Source organism: Bifidobacterium polysaccharolyticum (assembly GCF_016101585.1).
In the GTDB taxonomy this organism is placed as follows: Bacteria; Actinomycetota; Actinomycetes; order Actinomycetales; family Bifidobacteriaceae; genus Bombiscardovia; species Bombiscardovia polysaccharolytica.
Genome location: NZ_JACFQG010000003.1, coordinates 116,630 through 131,841, shown reverse-complemented (window position 1 = coordinate 131,841; position 15,212 = coordinate 116,630). Strand labels below are relative to the sequence as shown.

General features: G+C 62.0%; 12 protein-coding genes. 8 read left to right on the top strand and 4 right to left on the bottom strand.

Going from position 1 to position 15,212, the window contains the following annotated elements:
• Nucleotides 1–31: 31 nt before the first annotated feature.
• Entirely contained in the window at nucleotides 32–448 is a 417-nt protein-coding gene (locus H3T90_RS06060; protein WP_015021278.1) for a hypothetical protein, read from the top strand.
• 82 nt (nucleotides 449–530) lie between these two features.
• Here the strand turns inward: H3T90_RS06060 and H3T90_RS06055 are convergent, their stop codons facing one another.
• Both H3T90_RS06055 and H3T90_RS06050 read right to left on the bottom strand, forming a co-directional pair.
• A complete protein-coding gene (locus H3T90_RS06055; protein WP_198229938.1) occupies nucleotides 531–1,301 on the bottom strand; it encodes an MIP/aquaporin family protein in 771 nt (256 codons plus the stop codon).
• Between the two features lie 253 nt (nucleotides 1,302–1,554).
• Nucleotides 1,555–5,049, bottom strand: coding sequence for an SNF2-related protein (locus H3T90_RS06050; RefSeq protein ID WP_198229937.1), 3,495 nt, complete (start codon nucleotides 5,047–5,049; stop codon nucleotides 1,555–1,557).
• A gap of 160 nt (nucleotides 5,050–5,209) precedes the next feature.
• On the opposite strand from H3T90_RS06050, the gene H3T90_RS06045 reads away from it, so the two are divergent.
• The 4 genes from H3T90_RS06045 (at nucleotide 5,210) to H3T90_RS06030 (ending at nucleotide 10,005) form a co-directional block, all read left to right on the top strand.
• A complete protein-coding gene (locus H3T90_RS06045; RefSeq protein ID WP_198229936.1) occupies nucleotides 5,210–6,682 on the top strand; it encodes a DHA2 family efflux MFS transporter permease subunit in 1,473 nt (490 codons plus the stop codon).
• A gap of 101 nt (nucleotides 6,683–6,783) precedes the next feature.
• Nucleotides 6,784–8,019, top strand: a complete 1,236-nt coding sequence (locus tag H3T90_RS06040) for an FtsX-like permease family protein (RefSeq protein ID WP_198229935.1) — start codon at nucleotides 6,784–6,786, stop codon at nucleotides 8,017–8,019.
• Nucleotides 8,016–9,041 (top strand): ATP-binding cassette domain-containing protein, encoded by a 1,026-nt coding sequence (locus tag H3T90_RS06035; RefSeq protein WP_198229934.1) that lies wholly within the window; start codon nucleotides 8,016–8,018, stop codon nucleotides 9,039–9,041. The genes H3T90_RS06040 and H3T90_RS06035 overlap by 4 nt, the downstream gene beginning before the upstream one ends.
• 82 nt (nucleotides 9,042–9,123) lie before the next feature.
• Nucleotides 9,124–10,005: a hypothetical protein gene (locus H3T90_RS06030; RefSeq protein ID WP_198229933.1), complete on the top strand. Its 882-nt coding sequence runs from the start codon at nucleotides 9,124–9,126 to the stop codon at nucleotides 10,003–10,005.
• On the opposite strand, the gene H3T90_RS06025 is transcribed toward H3T90_RS06030, so the two are convergent.
• Complete coding sequence (locus H3T90_RS06025) at nucleotides 9,984–10,649, bottom strand: HD domain-containing protein (RefSeq protein ID WP_198229932.1); 666 nt, start codon at nucleotides 10,647–10,649, stop codon at nucleotides 9,984–9,986. The genes H3T90_RS06030 and H3T90_RS06025 overlap by 22 nt on opposite strands.
• Before the next feature lie 233 nt (nucleotides 10,650–10,882).
• Here H3T90_RS06025 and zwf point away from each other — a divergent pair, with 233 nt between their 5' ends.
• From zwf to pgl, 3 genes are all read left to right on the top strand, one after another.
• A complete protein-coding gene (gene zwf, locus H3T90_RS06020; RefSeq protein ID WP_232350626.1) occupies nucleotides 10,883–12,364 on the top strand; it encodes a glucose-6-phosphate dehydrogenase in 1,482 nt (493 codons plus the stop codon).
• The gene (locus tag H3T90_RS06015) at nucleotides 12,361–13,368 is read left to right on the top strand and encodes a glucose-6-phosphate dehydrogenase assembly protein OpcA (protein WP_198229931.1); all 1,008 of its coding nucleotides are present in this window, start codon (nucleotides 12,361–12,363) and stop codon (nucleotides 13,366–13,368) included. The genes zwf and H3T90_RS06015 overlap by 4 nt, the downstream gene beginning before the upstream one ends.
• Before the next feature lie 80 nt (nucleotides 13,369–13,448).
• Nucleotides 13,449–14,240: a 6-phosphogluconolactonase gene (gene pgl, locus H3T90_RS06010; protein ID WP_198207552.1), complete on the top strand. Its 792-nt coding sequence runs from the start codon at nucleotides 13,449–13,451 to the stop codon at nucleotides 14,238–14,240.
• A 29-nt stretch (nucleotides 14,241–14,269) separates the two neighbouring features.
• Here the strand turns inward: pgl and H3T90_RS08905 are convergent, their stop codons facing one another.
• A complete protein-coding gene (locus H3T90_RS08905; RefSeq protein ID WP_198207554.1) occupies nucleotides 14,270–15,046 on the bottom strand; it encodes a FadR/GntR family transcriptional regulator in 777 nt (258 codons plus the stop codon).
• Nucleotides 15,047–15,212: the final 166 nt, after the last annotated feature.

The window sequence follows — 15,212 nt, the reverse complement described above, 5'->3', positions numbered from 1 at the left end:
ACGTGCAGGCCGTCACACAGAAAGGTCAGTCATGGTAGACGATACAGTCATTGTTGTTGATACTTCCATGTTCGGAAAAGATGCCGCGGCGAAGACCGCCAAGGCCAACGAGGTCGCCCGCAAGTACGGCATCAGCGACGAAGCCCTTAAGAAGGTCGAGGATTACAAGAATCAGTTGAGCTACCACCAGGCATGGGACCTGCCTTTCCTGGGCTACGTGGACGAGGACGGCTATGGATATGCATACGTACCCAATAAGGCTGTCGCAGCCGATGGCTGGGATGCCCATAAGGCCTTTCTGGACCTGCCCGATGATGCCCAGACGGCGTTTGCCATCCGCATGCTCTTCACCCATCGCGATGTCGACCGCCACGGTGCGGAGATGTTCCTTCACCACGGCCGCGGACTGACAGTCCGCTTCCAGGAGCCCACCTCAGCCAGCTACTGAGTTCGAGCTGTCTAACTAACTCGACCCCCGGTCCTGTCGTAATAACCCCCTGACAAGGCTAGGGGCTTTTCCATGCCGACGATCAAGGCAGAAGTCCCATCCAGGCAGGAGCCAGCACACCGATGCAGGCTCCAATGATCGGCCCGACAAAGGGTATCCATGCGTAGCTCCAGTCCGCATCCTTCTTGCCGGACATGGGCAGAAGGCAGTAAGCCAATCGGGCGGAAAAGTCACGTGCAGGATTCATGGCCGCACCAGAAACCCCACCCAAGGCCATGACCAGAACCGTGATGACCAGGGCCACACCCAGAGGCCCGACCTGTGTAGGAGTTCCACCATTGAGGAAAACCCAGGAAACCAGGATGGCCGTGCCGATGGCCTCCGATGTAAGATTCCAGAAATTCGAACGTATGGCCGGCTTGGTGCAGAAAACCATGAGTTTGGTATCTGTATCGGTCGAAAGTTCGAAATGCTGGCGAGTGCCCAGGTAGCCCAGACAGGAACCTAAGAAAGCCCCAAGGAACTGGGCGGAAATGAAGATGGCTACATTGGCCAAGGTGACCGGAATGCCACCCTTGCCCATGGCCAGGCCGTTCAAGGTCGCTTGTGGATCAATCCAGTGACCGACCACCCTGGCCAGGGTCACGGCCGGATTCAGATGACCGCCCGTTCTCCACCCCGCATATACGCCCACATAGACAGCAAGACCCCAGCCCAGCGATGCGTTGATCCAGTCGGATCGATAAGCCCCTGTCTTGGGGAGCGACCTGCTGGCGGCGACCATGACCGCGATGGCCATCATAAGGGCGGTGCCCATGAACTCCGAGCAGAACATCTGCACACCGCTGATCATGCTCTCTCCTTTAGCTTCCTGTATCAAAGGAGCTGAAAAATGGCCAGGCTCCCATAACCCGAATAATCGACCGTTGCCAAATCGACAAGCCCGCAGTGGCACAACCGTCAATCTGCTCATACACATAGTCTTTCGATTTGACTACCGCATCAAGAATAACCGGAACCGTGGCCCGAGGACCTCGCCATCAATGATGGCAGCACATTCAAAATCGCTGAGTCTTAGTTTCGAGTAGATTCATGTCAGTACGGGATCAGCCCAGCAGGGCCAGAAGGTCTTTTCTGCTCAGCCTGGCCACGCTGGAGGCGCCGGTGGAGGCGGCCGAATCGACAAAGCGCGATGCCAGGTCGCTCTTGCTGTACTGCAGGTTGAGGATGCGTTCCTCGATGGTGTCCTTGGCTACGATCTGGTAGACGTTGACGTCCTGGGTCTGGCCGATCCGGTGGGCGCGGTCGTTGGCCTGCTCCTGGGCAGCGGCGTTCCACCAAGGGTCCGCATGAACCACCACACAGGCTCCGGTCAGGTTGAGCCCGGTGTTGCCGGCCTTCAGGGAGATCAGAAAAACCTGCGTGGCATCCCTATTGAACTGTTCCACCAGCTCCAGCCGACGCTTCTTGGATGTGGCCCCGGTGATCAGATCGTAGGACACGTCCAGCCGACGCAGCCGTTGGGCTATCAGGTCCAGGTAGGAGGTGAACTGGGAGAAGATCAGCATCTTGCGTCCGGCATCCTGGCAGGAGACCACCAGATCCTCGATGGCATCCAGTTTGGCCGAATCGCCCCTCCGGTCACGACCTTGATCCTGGTAGACCAGACGCGGATCGCAGCAGACCTCCCGCAGCCTGGTCAGCTGGGCCAGGACCTGGATTTTGCCGACTTCGTACTCCTGATCCCTTTCCTTGTTGAGCGTGGCCCTCAGCTCCTGCTCCAGGGCCGCATAGAGCTTGCGCTGACGACCCTGCAGGGGCACGCTGATCACGTTTTCGATCTTCTCTGGCAGATCGGTCAGCACCTGTGACTTGAGCCGTCGCAGAATGAAGGGTCCCACCAGGGCCTGGAGCCGGGACTGGGCGTCCTGATCGCCGCTGAGTATAGGCATTTCGAAGCGGTCCCGGAACCGGGAGTAGGGGCCCAACATCCCGGGCATCAGGAAGTCGAAGATGCTCCAAAGCTCAGACAGCCGGTTCTCGATGGGTGTGCCGGTCAGGGCGAACCGATGCAGACTGTCCAGAGCGCGTACGGCCCGGGCTGCCTTGGTGGCATGGTTCTTGATGTACTGGGCCTCATCCAAGACCAAGGCATACCAGGGTAGGCTCCGATACCGATCCAGGTCACGCCTGAGCAGGTCGTAAGAGGTGATCAGCAGGTCGTAGGACCCGGCCTGATCCAGCAGTGCCTGACGCTGGCTACGCCCCCCAGCCAGGACCGCCACCCGCAAATCCGGCGTAAAACGACGGCACTCGGCCTCCCAGTTGTAGACCAAGGAGGCTGGACAGACAATCAGCGAAGGCCCTCGATCACTGGCCTGATCCTTACGGGAGAGCAGGTAAGCCAACATCTGTATGGTCTTGCCCAGGCCCATCTCATCGGCCAGGATGCCACCAAATCCGCGGTCGCTCAAGGTGCATAGCCAACGCAGCCCTTCTACCTGATAAGGTCTGAGTTGCCCGCGCAGCCCGTCGGGGACCTTGAACTCCTGAGGGTCAGGCTTGCGCTCCTTCAGGTAGTCGCGGAAGCTGGAATCACGGTCCTGCTCGGGTACCAGCGCATCCAGGTAGCCGAGCTGGAATTCAGGCACACGGACCGGCCCCTTGGCCAGATCAGCCGGGTCGATGCCCAGATCTTGGGCCAAGGTGTCCACAGCATCGGTATTCAGATCAGCCAACTCGACGAAAGCCCCATTGCGCAGACGATGGAAGCGCCGACGACGGCGATGGTCAGCCAGAATGGCGGCGGCCTCCTCGGGCCGTACCTCATCGGCGATGGGAGAGATCTCAACCAGACCAGAGCGCACCCGCACACCCACACGAATCTGCGGATGAGAGACGACGCTCAGTCCGTCGAAGGCCGGGGTGGAAAAAACCCGTCCCAGACTCTTGAGCACCGGCAGGCCCCGGGTCAGCAGGGTGTGGATGGCTTCCTCGTTCTCCTCGGGGATGCGGGCCAATCCCTCATCCATCAGGGGGAAATAGCGGCGGACCGTCTGCCGGGCCAGAGACTCGCTCTCCCGATCTCTGCCGGGTTCATCCTCCGAGCCGGGATCAGCGCCGACGGACACAAGACGATCTCCATAGCGGGCCTTGAGGTCACAGCTGACCCCCTGCTGATCCCTGTCCAGGTAAAGCTCGATCCTGCAGGGCGGCCGTCGGCGGGCATCCAGCTCTTCAGGCAGTGTGGCGGAGAGCCCGGATCCTTCCTGGGCACCCTGATCCAAGTCAGGCAGGACAGTCCGGGCGAACAAGTCCAGGTCGTCGGCATCCAGATGCAGATCCCGATCCTCGCCAGGGCGGCAAAGGGTCTCCAGCAGGTCCCGATGACGCATGAAACGCGCGCTGCAACGGTGGATGACTGGTCCCGAATCCAGCCCTAAACCAGGCTGAGAGGGGCGCACGATAACGAAGGAATGGGCCTGGCCTACGATGAAGCGCTCCACGGCCAGGGCATGAGTGATCCGGTAGCCTTCCGCCTCCTTGCTGACTGCGATGCCAGGGTCCGGGTCTCCGCCGACCACGGGGGCAGGCATGGTCTGCAGGAAGGAGTCCTCAGGAGGCGTGTAGTCCAGGGTGAGCCCGGAATCCACAAACAGGTCGAGGATCTGCGCCACCTCATCGTCGCTGAGCCGGATCCCCGCCAATCCTGCACGCGTAAGACGGCGGCGCATGCCCCCCTCCTGTTCGGCCAGGCTGCGGCGGATGGCGCCAGCCCTCTCCAGGATGGTCAGCAGAGCCTGGGCCCGGTCATCAAAGGTGTCACGAGAATGGATGAAGGCCAGCCGCCGTCCGTAAGACATGAATTCGCCCTGGTCAACGGCGCGCAGCAGGGCCGGAAGGTCCTTGACCAAATAGGCGACCCCGTGGGAGGACAGGGTGATGTGCAGACGGACCAGCCAGCCTCCGCGCTCGCTGGTCAGGTCTGGGATCAGTCCGACTGAGCCGATGGGCAGGTGACGACCGCCGACCGGTCCGTTCTCCTGCTTGAGCAAGCTCAGCTGGCGGTCACGAAAGGCTTGCCGCCGCCGACCCTCCTGCCGGTGCATGTAGGCTGCCAAGGGTCCTGAGGTCGAGCGGGCGGACCGGGATCGACCCTCGTCACCGGTCCAATCATCCGATCCTGCAAAGGCCTGGCTGGACTCGTTATAGGCCATGATCAGAGCGACCACATGCTTGCATGCAGGACCCTGGCGCCCAAAGGCCCGGCAAGTGCAGGAGGAGTCGATGACCCGATGGGCCTGCTCGTCCAGCCGAGCCTGAACCATGCAGTCGCCATCCGGCTGATAGGTGGCGGGCACACGTCCCTTGAGGACGGTCAAAGCCCCCAGGTGTCGCAGGCGCAAGTCTGTAAAGCGACGGTCATCCAGCAGTTGATGGGCACGGAAGTAGGCCTTGCCGCCCAATCGACGCAGAGCAGCGTCAGAGATGGTGTCCGGATCACCAAAGGTCCGCCCCTCCTCCTCATCACCCGGATCATAGAAGCCATGGCCTCCTGAACCACCGGCTCTTGACCCGTAGACCGCTGCATGCCAATCCACACGCACCCTCCTTATGGTCTCTGACGACCATTCCCGAGCATAACCTTTTCCATCCCGACGCGGCACGCCTTCGGCGAAGCGAGTAGACATGCCGACTTACGAAAAAATTGCCGCCTCCCTAAGATGGCGTGCTGTTTGTCTGAAGAAGGAGATCATTATCGTGCAAAACACGTCCACCTCTGCCTCCGTTCACCGGTCACGACCGGCCGTCCCCCACCCCTGGCCGGCCATCGCCGCGCTGATGATCGGGGCCTTCGTGGGCATGCTGAGCGAAACCTCGCTCAATATCGCCCTGCCCAACCTGATGGAGAGCTTCCAAATCCCCGCTGCCACCGTGCAATGGCTGGTGACTGGGTACATGCTGGTCATCGGCATCGTCCTGCCCTTCTCCAGCCTGATCTCCAAGTGGTTCACCACCAGGCAGACCGTAATCTTCGGTCTGGTCGCCTTCCTGGCGGGCTCGGTGATCTCGGCCATGGCACCCACCTTCCCTGTCCTGTTGGCTGGACGGCTGATCCAAGGCATCGGCACGGGCCTGATCCTGCCGCTCATGTTCACCGTGGCCATGCTGATCTTCCCGCCGGCGCGACTGGGCACGGTCATGGGCATGTGCGCCTTGGTCATCATGTTCGCCCCCGCCATCGGCCCGACCCTGACCGGGATCATCCTGGGCAAGCTGACCTGGCACTGGATCTTCTGGTTCTTCACCCCCTTCCTGGTGGTGGCCCTGATCTTCGCCGTCTGCTTCCTGAAGAACGTTGGCACCATCACCCACCAGCGGCCCGATCTGGCCTCCATACTGGAATCCATTGTCGGCTTCGGCGGACTGGTGGCAGGTGTCAGCCTGGCCAGCCGGTTCGGATGGCTCTCCCCGGTCACCCTGACCATTCTGGTCGTGGCCCTAGTAGCCCTGGTCCTCTATATTCGTCGTCAGTTGGGCCTGGAACACCCGGTGCTCAACCTGCGCATCTTCTCCATCCCGGCCTTCCGCTACGGCGCCACCCTGGTCATGCTGGACTTCGCAGTCATCCTCTCCTCCATGTATCTGCTGCCTCAGTTCCTGCAGCGTGGGCTGCTCCTGCCCGTGGCCATGACCGGCATCCTCATGCTGCCCGGCGGGGCCATCAACGCCCTGGTCTCGGCCTTCGCCGGCCGGCTCTACGACGGCTTCGGGGCTCGTATGCCCGTCCGCTGCGGATTTCTTATCGCACTGTTGGGAACGATCATCCTCCTGTTCACCGGCCCGCACACCCCTGTGGCCCTGGTGGTGGCAGCCCACATCATCCTCATGATCGGCTGCCCCTTGGCCATGTCGCCAGCACAGACCTACGCGCTCAACTCTCTGAGTGGCCCGCAGTCCGGCGACGGGAGCACCATCATCAACACCATGCAGCAGATCGTAGGAGCCGTGTCCACAGCCATCACCACCTCCCTGCTGGCCATGGGCGAGGGTCAGGCAGCCGGAGTTGATAAAGCCCAGGCCTTCACCAAGGGGACCCACTATGGATTGATATTCACCCTGGTGCTGATCCTGGCTGCTCTGGCCGTCTCCCTGAAGGTGCGCAACTTCTCCCACGCCGAGCAGCCAGAGGCCGATCGAGACATTCAGCAAGCTCCAAGTTCGCACCGCTAGCTTGGGAACGTCCCTGGCTAGACTGGAGGACGGCGACCGGACTTGAGGCCCGCCATCGCGGGCCGCCCGGTCATCCCTGGAACGCTATCAGGAAGGGTGTCATGTTCGTTCTCAAGAACGCCTGGTTCACCATCAGGCGGCATGCGGCGCGGAGCCTGGTCATGGTTCTTGCCTGTCTGGTCGTGGCGGCGCTGGCCACGGCAGCAGCCACCGTGCTCCAAGCTGACACCAAGGCACGTACCACAGACTACGAATCCCAACAGGTGGATGCCGTCATCAGCCCGCGCAAGGGGACCAAGGCCTCCCCCCTGGGCTGGAACGAGTATTCCAAGTACGCCCAGCGCCTGCAGATGGATGGCATGCAGTACAAGGCCTACTTCCATGAGACCGCCGACATCAACCCGGAGGGACTGACCCAGTCAGGCACTTACTCCCTGGTGGGCGTCTCAGACAAGCAGGCCGAGCCCACCCTGCCTCATGGTCCCTTCGTGCTGGACCAGGGCAAGGGGCTGGACTACGCCTCGCAGAATACCTCCGGCACCCAGACCGTGCTGATCTCCAAGCAGATGGCACAGGTCAACAAGCTCAAGGTGGGCGACACCCTGACCATCAAGGATCCCCGCCAGCAGGATCAGCAGGTCAAGCTGACCGTCTCGGGCATCTATCACTACCGCAAGGCCGCCGACCAGGCAGCCAACCGGGCCATCTACACGGCCTATCCCACCTTTGCCATGCTGGGGTTGGATACGGCCAGCAAACCCGGTGACCCTGGCCATGAGCTGCTGGTGGCCTTCGTTCTGGATTCGCCGAGCACCTACCAAAAGTTCATCAAGGAGCTCCGCAAGGACGGGCTCAAGGCCTCGCAGTACGACATAGACTCTCCCAGCCTGAAGGACTATCAGCGGCGGATGGAGCCGGTCCACCAGGCTGCCGACCAGGCGCGAACTGTCATCATCCTGGTCTGCCTGCTGGGCGGGCTGATTCTGCTGGGTTGCCTATTCCTCATGCTGCACGGCCGCACCAACGAAATCGGCATGGCCATCACCATCGGTGTCCACAAGGCCCGGCTGGGCTGGCAGTTCGCCTTGGAGACCCTCTTGCTCACCCTGCCCGGACTGGCCCTGGGCCTGGCGCTGGGCACCGCGATCAGTCGGCCGCTGGGGCGGTCGCTCTTCCATCTGGGGAGCCTGGCCAGCATGCCTCATGCTGGCCTGATCTGGAAGATAATCCTGATTGGCCTGGCCGCCTGCCTGGTCATCGCTCTGGCAGCAGCCGCCAGAGTAGCGGCCTTCAGAACCGCCCAGCTATACACCAACGACCTGGAGGACGAGGCATGAGCGAAAAGACATCGGACCAGCAACCAGACGAAGAGTCCCAGGCAACTACTGATCAGAAACAGACCGATCAGAAGCAAGCCGCTCAGACAAGGGCCGAAGCTGGGCAAACAGCCGACGAGAGCACCAACGCCGAACCCATGTCCGAACCCAACACAGGGTCGGAGACGGAAACGGAATCCAAGGAAGAAGCAACCACTCAGACGGACAAAAAGACCGAGGAGGATAATTCTTCAGAAGAAGATGCCGCGCTGGCTGCCTTCAAAGTGGTCATCGAGCACGAAGATACCGAAGATTCCGATGACGATCAGGAAGAGGACCCGCTGTTGGATACCGATGACCAACGGGTGCTGGTTCCTGGAGGCTACCCGGTGCTTTCCCTGAAGCACGTGGATTATACGCGCAAGATCCAGGGTCGCCCCGAACAGATTCTGGACGATGTCGATCTGGAATTCCAGCGTCGCCGCATCTACTCGGTGGAGACCACCTCCCCTTCCGTACGAGCCGCCATGATGGCCTTGATGACTGGCCTGCGCGCCCCCACCCAGGGCAGTGTGCTCTTCCGGGGCACAGATCTGCGCCAGTTGCTGGCCTCCGACTATCGGGGCCACCAAATTGGGGCCATCTTTGGCACTGATGCCCTGAGGCACGACCTGACCGCTGTGCAGAATCTTGTCTACACCATGGATGCCAGCGGGCGCACCTTCCTGGGCCCCAAGGACAATCTGGCCCGTCAACTGCTGGACGAGGTCGGCTTCCCGGAGCGTCTGCAGGACAAACTGACCGCTGATCTGGGCCACCTGGACTTCCGCCTGGCCTCCGTGGCCCGAGCCCTGTGCTGCGAGTGCGATGTGCTTATCGCCGACGAACCCACCGAAGGGCTGGAGCCGGGCGATTGGGATACCCTGCTGGCCACCCTGAAGCGGGTCTCCCGCCGTCATGACTGCACCGTGATCATCCTGACCTCGGGCGGTTCGGACACTGTAGACGAGGGCACCTACGACGACCGATTCATCGTCGATTGAGCCTCAGCCTTCCGGACCGGAGACGGATGGCACTGCACTGATTTGTTCGGTCATCACCCATGAGGAGTGGATACCCCGGGTCATGGCCGAACAAATCGATTTGAGCAACAAGGACCCACATCGGCAACGGGGAATCATCCTGCACCATCACCATGGATTCGGACCCATTCGGGAAGTCGGCATCAAGGAAGCCATATGGATCACCCCAGGGCTGCTGATCGCCCAGAACGCCTGGCTGGTATCCCACGGCCGTCCCTCATGGGCCCTGTCAGCCCCACCGACCATGTGGCTGGATGATCTGGACCAGTCCCTGACCGGACGCAGAATTCTGACTGTAACGGCCGAAACCATTCTGGCCTGGCGCCGACTACCATCGGGCTTGGGGCAGCGCCCCTGGTCGCAGCTGGCCGTCGGTCGTGTATCGGGCCTGCCTGCAGCCCGGCGAAACCTTGAAGATCTGCAGAGCAAGCTGCGGACGGCCCCTGCGCAATCGTTGATTCGCATCCAGACCCACCTGCCCGATATCCAAGAGGAGTGGCGGGTCATCATCAACAAGGGACGGATTGCAGCATCCAGCGGATACTGCCTGCATGAAGGTGAGGGCTCTAGGGCCATCACCACGATTTTTGACGGTGCAGTTTTCGATCCCAAACACCGAACAATCGCCGAGGACTGCGCCCTCCAGGCAGCCAATGGTCGATCTTCTGCTCCAATCAGCGTGGACCTGGCCTTCCTCCGTGGGTCGGATCGGCCGCTGATTTTGGAGGGAAACCCGGTCTGGTGCGCAGCCCCTTACGCTTACGGGCCACAGGGCATGATCTCTTTCCTGAAAGCCGTCGCGAACTGCCGGACCGATCCAGTCGACCCCTATCAACCAGACCCGTGGATGGCGCGCGAATTCGCTGGTCGTTTCCGCAGTTCCTGGGGGTCGACCCGACCGGATCAGACGATGGTCATGCCGTAGTACTTAGCAAGGGGCTGCAGGTCCGGCACCCCGTATCGGGCCACCAGTTGCCTCCAACGGGCCAGATTGTCGGGACCATATTTGGCCGTGCGCTTGGCGGCAGTAGGCTCGGAGACGAAGATAGGCGGCTGGTGCTTGCTGTGGAACTTGTCCGCATACATGACCACCTCCTGCTCAGGATTGACCGGCAGGTAGTCGTCCGGCGGCAGGTTCAGGTGCTCCTCCTCCACCTGGCGGCGGGTCAGCCCAACCCCGGTATGATTGCGGGCGAACTGGGCCACCGACTCGTCCACGCCAGCGTCCAGCAGCAGGCGATAGCCCTCCAGCCCGTGCTCGATGTACCGCTCACCCTGGAAGGTCAGGGGCCGGCCCTGAGAACCGTCGTACTTCAGGATACGATAGGTGCCGATGTCGTGCAGCAAGGCGCCCGTGCGGACCAGGTCACGATCAAGCGGCCGCTCGGGCAGGACCCCGTCAGGGTCATCGCCACGCGACAGGCGCTCGTTGACCTGGTCGGTCATGCGCACCGCGAGCGCGGCAATGATCTGGCAGTGGGTGTGTATCAGTTCATAGGCGGCTTGGGAGGGCGCATACTGACGATGCAGGGCCTCAGCCATGGGAACATTGGGAATCATACCGACCATTCTAGGGATCCTTGCCGCAAATGTGACCTTTGCGACGCTTATGCACACTTCAGCGGATAATCAGCCCTGCCCTTCTGCTGCCGACAGTACACTGGGAGCCACGGTATTTCACGAGGAGCACTATGGACACTTCACCACTTGTGCGCTCCGCCGACCAGCCCACTCCCCCCGACGAGGACGGCGGCCGACAGGCGCCCTGGCACAACCCCCTGCTGGACCCGCGCGATCTGCGCATGCCGCGCATCGCAGGACCCAGCTCATTGGTCATCTTCGGCGTCACCGGAGATCTGGCCAAGAAAAAGCTCTTGCCGGCCGTCTATGACCTGGCCAACCGGGGACTGCTGCCAGCCAGTTTCGGGCTGATCGGATTCGGACGGCGCGACTGGAGCGACCAGCAATTCGTCGCCTTTGCGGAAGAGAACGTCCGCGCCCACTGCCGCACCCCCTTCAACGAATCCACCTGGCGACATCTGAGCCAGGGCATGCGCTTCGTCAAAGGCAGCTTCGACGATGCCGAGGCCTTCCGCCACCTGTCGGCCACCGTCTCTGAGCTGGACCGGGTCCGTGGCACCCGTGGCAACCATGCCTTCTACATGTCGGTGCCGCCCAAGGCCTTCCCCCAGGTGGCCCGTCAGCTGGCCGAGTCGGGGCTCTCCCACTCCACGGAAGGGGCCTGGCGCCGCGTCATCATCGAGAAACCCTTCGGTCACGACCTGGCCTCGGCCAAGGCGCTGGACCGAGTGGTCTCCGAGGTCTTCGAGCCGGATTCGGTCTTCCGCATCGACCACTATCTGGGCAAGGAGACCGTGCAGAACATCCTGGCCTTGCGCTTTGCCAACATGATGTTCGAGCCGGTCTGGAACTCCAACTACGTTTCCCACGTGCAGATCACCATGGCCGAGGACATGGGCATCGGCGGCAGGGCCGGCTACTACGACGGAATCGGAGCAGCCCGGGATGTCATCCAGAACCACCTCCTGCAGCTGATGGCCCTGACGGCCATGGAGGAGCCGGTCTCCTTCTCGGCTTCAGATCTGACGGCTGAAAAGACCAAGATCCTCTCAGCTGTCCGCCTTCCCAAGGACCTGGCGGCCCACACCGCTCGAGGCCAGTACACAGCCGGTTGGCAGGGCTCCCAGCACGTGGTCGGCTACCTGGACGAGGACGGGATCGATCCCTCCTCCACCACCGAAACCTACGCGGCCATCAGGCTGGATGTGGACACCCGCCGCTGGGCCGGCGTCCCCTTCTACCTGCGGACAGGCAAGCGCCTGGGCAAGCGGGTCAGCGAGATCGCCATCGTCTTCAAGCGCGCCCCCCACCTGCCCTTCGAAGCCACAGCCACCCGGGAACTGGGCGCCAACGCCGTGGTCATCCGCGTACAGCCTGATGAGGGCGTGACCCTGCGTTTCGGGGCCAAGACCCCTGGCTCGGCCATGGAGGTGCGTGACGTCAACATGGACTTCTCCTACGGGCGTTCCTTCACCGAGGCCTCCCCGGAGGCCTATGAGCGGCTGATCCTGGACGTGCTCCTGGGAGACCCGCCCCTCTTCCCCACCACCGAGGAGGTCAATCTGTCCTGGAAGATCCTGGACCCCATCGAGGAGTACTGGGCCGGACAGGGCCAGCCCCAGCCCTACCGCGCCGGCACATGGGGTCCGCGGGAGGCAGATCTGATGCTGGCCCGCGACGGATACCACTGGAGGATGCCATGATCGTCAGACTGAACAACACCACTACCTCCGCCATCGCCCGGGAGATTGACGAGCTCCACGTGGAGCGGGGAGAGGCGGCCCAGGGACGGGTGCTGACCCTGGTCATCGTCACCGAGCAGGCCCATCTGGAGACGGCCCTGGAAACCGTAAACGCCGCAAGCCGCGAACACCCCTGCCGGGTTATCGCCATGGTGACCGACGCCGAAGACCATCAGGCCGAGCAGGAAGCGGATCAGAAGTTCGCTGCAGCACAGTCCTCTGAAGACTGCGTCTCCTACAAGAACACCGACCATGACGGCGACCGCACACTGGATGCCGAGATCCGCTTCGGCTCGGATGCCGGTGCCGGCGAGGTAGTGGTCCTGCGACCAGTGGGGGCTCTGCTGAACCATTCAGATGCTCTGGTCATCCCACTCCTGGTGCCGGATGCCCCTCTGGTGGTTTGGTGGCCTACCAATCCGCCACTGGATCCCTCGCAGGATTCCATCGGGACCATGGCCGCAAGCAGAATCACCGATGCCATGGAGGCCGACGATCGCCAGGCTGCCTTCGCTGGGCTGCTGGCCCATTCGCGCGCTCAGGACGTGGACCTGTCCTGGACCAGGATCACCATCTGGCGGGCACAGCTGACCTCAATGGTGCAGCAGCCGCCCCACCTGCCCATCCGTTCGGTCAGGGTGACCGGCCAGGCCCACTACCTGCCATTGGAACTCTTGGCCTCCTGGTTGGCACTGAAACTTAAAGTGCCGGTCACCGTCGAGCGCGATCCGAAGGCCCAGGCCGTCACCGGCGTCTACTTCGAACGCCCGGACGGAATCATGAGCATGGAGCGCCACAATGACGACCAGGCCCGAATCAACCAACCTGGGCAAGCTTCACAGACCATTTCCATGCCCCTGCGCACCGCTGTGGACTGCATGAGCGAGGAACTGGGTCGGTTGGATCCTGACGAGGTCTATCAGGAGGTCATCCACGCCGGCTGGGGAATGGTCGACCACCAGTAGGCCCCGGCAGCGACTGAATTCATATGCAAACACAGGGGTGTAGGCTGAGGCAAGCATCACCTGCATGCGAGGAGGATCAGATGACCGAGCGTCGTATCGTTACCTATGCCACAACCGAGCTGCTCAACCAAGCTACAGCAGCCCGCATCCTGCTGGAGCTGGGAGACCTTCTGGCCCGTCAGGACCGGGCCGACCTGGCGCTGACCGGCGGGCGAGATGCGGCGGATGTCTATGCCCTGATGGGCGCTGATCCCCTGAGCCAGAGCGTGGACTGGAGCCGGGTCCACCTCTGGTGGAGCGATGAGCGGTTCGTGGGCCTGGAAGATCCGGACCGCAACGACGAACAGGCACGGCGGGCCTGGTATGGCTCGCTGATCGACCAGGGGCTGCTGCCGCAGGCCAATGTACATTCCATGCCCGTGGATACTCGCAGCCCAGCTCAGGTTGAGGCCGCCGACCAGGAGGAGAACGAACGGGCTCTGACCCAAGCGGCAGCCACATATCAGCAGGAGATCATCGACCAGCTGGGCCCTGAGGGCCGGATGGATCTGGCTGTCTTTGGCGTGGGCCCTGACGGCCACTATGCCTCCCTCTTCCCCGACCGTCCTGAGGTCAGGCTGCAGGACGACGATCTGCTGGTGACGGGTGTCAGCAACTCCCCCAAGCTGCCCCCGCTCAGGGTCACCATGACCACGCCATTCATCCGCCGGACCCCCAAGGTCTGGCTGTTCACCTCAACCGCTGAGAAGGCTTCGGCCGTGGCTGCTGCCCTGGGAACCACAGACGATCCCCATGTCCCCTCTTCTTATGCCAGGGGCACTCTGGAGACCCTCTGGCTCCTGGACGCTGATGCCGCCTCGAAACTGAACTGAGCCTTCTGCACCAAGAGCCTCTACAGATCTCAGGACTCCGAAGATTCCTTATCCGCAGCAGGAGCGGAGTCTTCGGAGTCCTTTCTTGTCATTTGTTCGACAGCCCGATCGGATTCGTCAACGATCCAATCCATGGCGTGGCGGGCCCCCTCCGCATCGCCCCGACGTATCAGTGCAGCTACGTCGCCATGCAGCCGCAGTGCCTTCTCATCGGCCTTCCTGGGCATAAGCTCATGCCGGGTCCGCCCAGACAGCACTGATGCAATCACATCGCCCAAGGCCGCGAACATAGCGTTGCCCGATGCCTCAAGCAGGGTTCGATGAAACGTTTCGTCAGCCCGAAGATAGTCCGGCCCGTCGGCCCGGTCAGCGTTGGCCACCATATCAATGGCGGCCCGCGTCAGCTTCGCCCATTGATCCTGATCAGCGTTGCCGGCCGCCAGCTGGGCAGCCATGGGCTCCACGCATGCCCTGAGCTCAGACAGCTCATGCAAGGTCCGTCCCCGGTCAGGTCCGCGCAGTCTCCACTCGATCACCTGTGGATCATAAATATTCCAGAGTTGACGAGGATTGACTGTGGCACCGACCTTGCGTTTGACAGTGACCAGACCCATGGCCTCAAGAACCCTGGTGACCTCGCGGGTGACCGTGCGCGAAGGCCTCTGGCTATCCAGGTCGGGGGCGGGCAGCCGGTCTCCCGGAGCGATGGTGCCATCTACGATGGCCGCCCCCCACTGATCCAGCAGCCGATCATGCAGGGTGCCTTCTGCAGCCGTTTCGTCATCAGGTTTCCTCGCGTTTTTCACGAATTCCACTCTAGCAACCTGGCTCATTCCCAATGGGACCAGAGTGATATGTAAATAATTTGAGACTCAATCCTGCCTCTTAGCATGCCGTCTTCCAATCCGTCACAGATTCGTGTAAAATACTATCTGTTAAGGCATACGTAATATCACACTGTCGATATTATGT

Coding starts and splice junctions, on each gene's coding strand:
- zwf (WP_232350626.1), top strand. CDS start 10,883: ATGCCGCGCATCGCAGGACCCAGCTCATTGGTCATCTTCGGCGTCACC.
- H3T90_RS06040 (WP_198229935.1), top strand. CDS start 6,784: ATGTTCGTTCTCAAGAACGCCTGGTTCACCATCAGGCGGCATGCGGCG.
- H3T90_RS06025 (WP_198229932.1), bottom strand. CDS start 10,649: ATGGTCGGTATGATTCCCAATGTTCCCATGGCTGAGGCCCTGCATCGT.
- pgl (WP_198207552.1), top strand. CDS start 13,449: ATGACCGAGCGTCGTATCGTTACCTATGCCACAACCGAGCTGCTCAAC.
- H3T90_RS06035 (WP_198229934.1), top strand. CDS start 8,016: ATGAGCGAAAAGACATCGGACCAGCAACCAGACGAAGAGTCCCAGGCA.
- H3T90_RS06030 (WP_198229933.1), top strand. CDS start 9,124: ATGGCCGAACAAATCGATTTGAGCAACAAGGACCCACATCGGCAACGG.
- H3T90_RS06060 (WP_015021278.1), top strand. CDS start 32: ATGGTAGACGATACAGTCATTGTTGTTGATACTTCCATGTTCGGAAAA.
- H3T90_RS06055 (WP_198229938.1), bottom strand. CDS start 1,301: ATGATCAGCGGTGTGCAGATGTTCTGCTCGGAGTTCATGGGCACCGCC.
- H3T90_RS06015 (WP_198229931.1), top strand. CDS start 12,361: ATGATCGTCAGACTGAACAACACCACTACCTCCGCCATCGCCCGGGAG.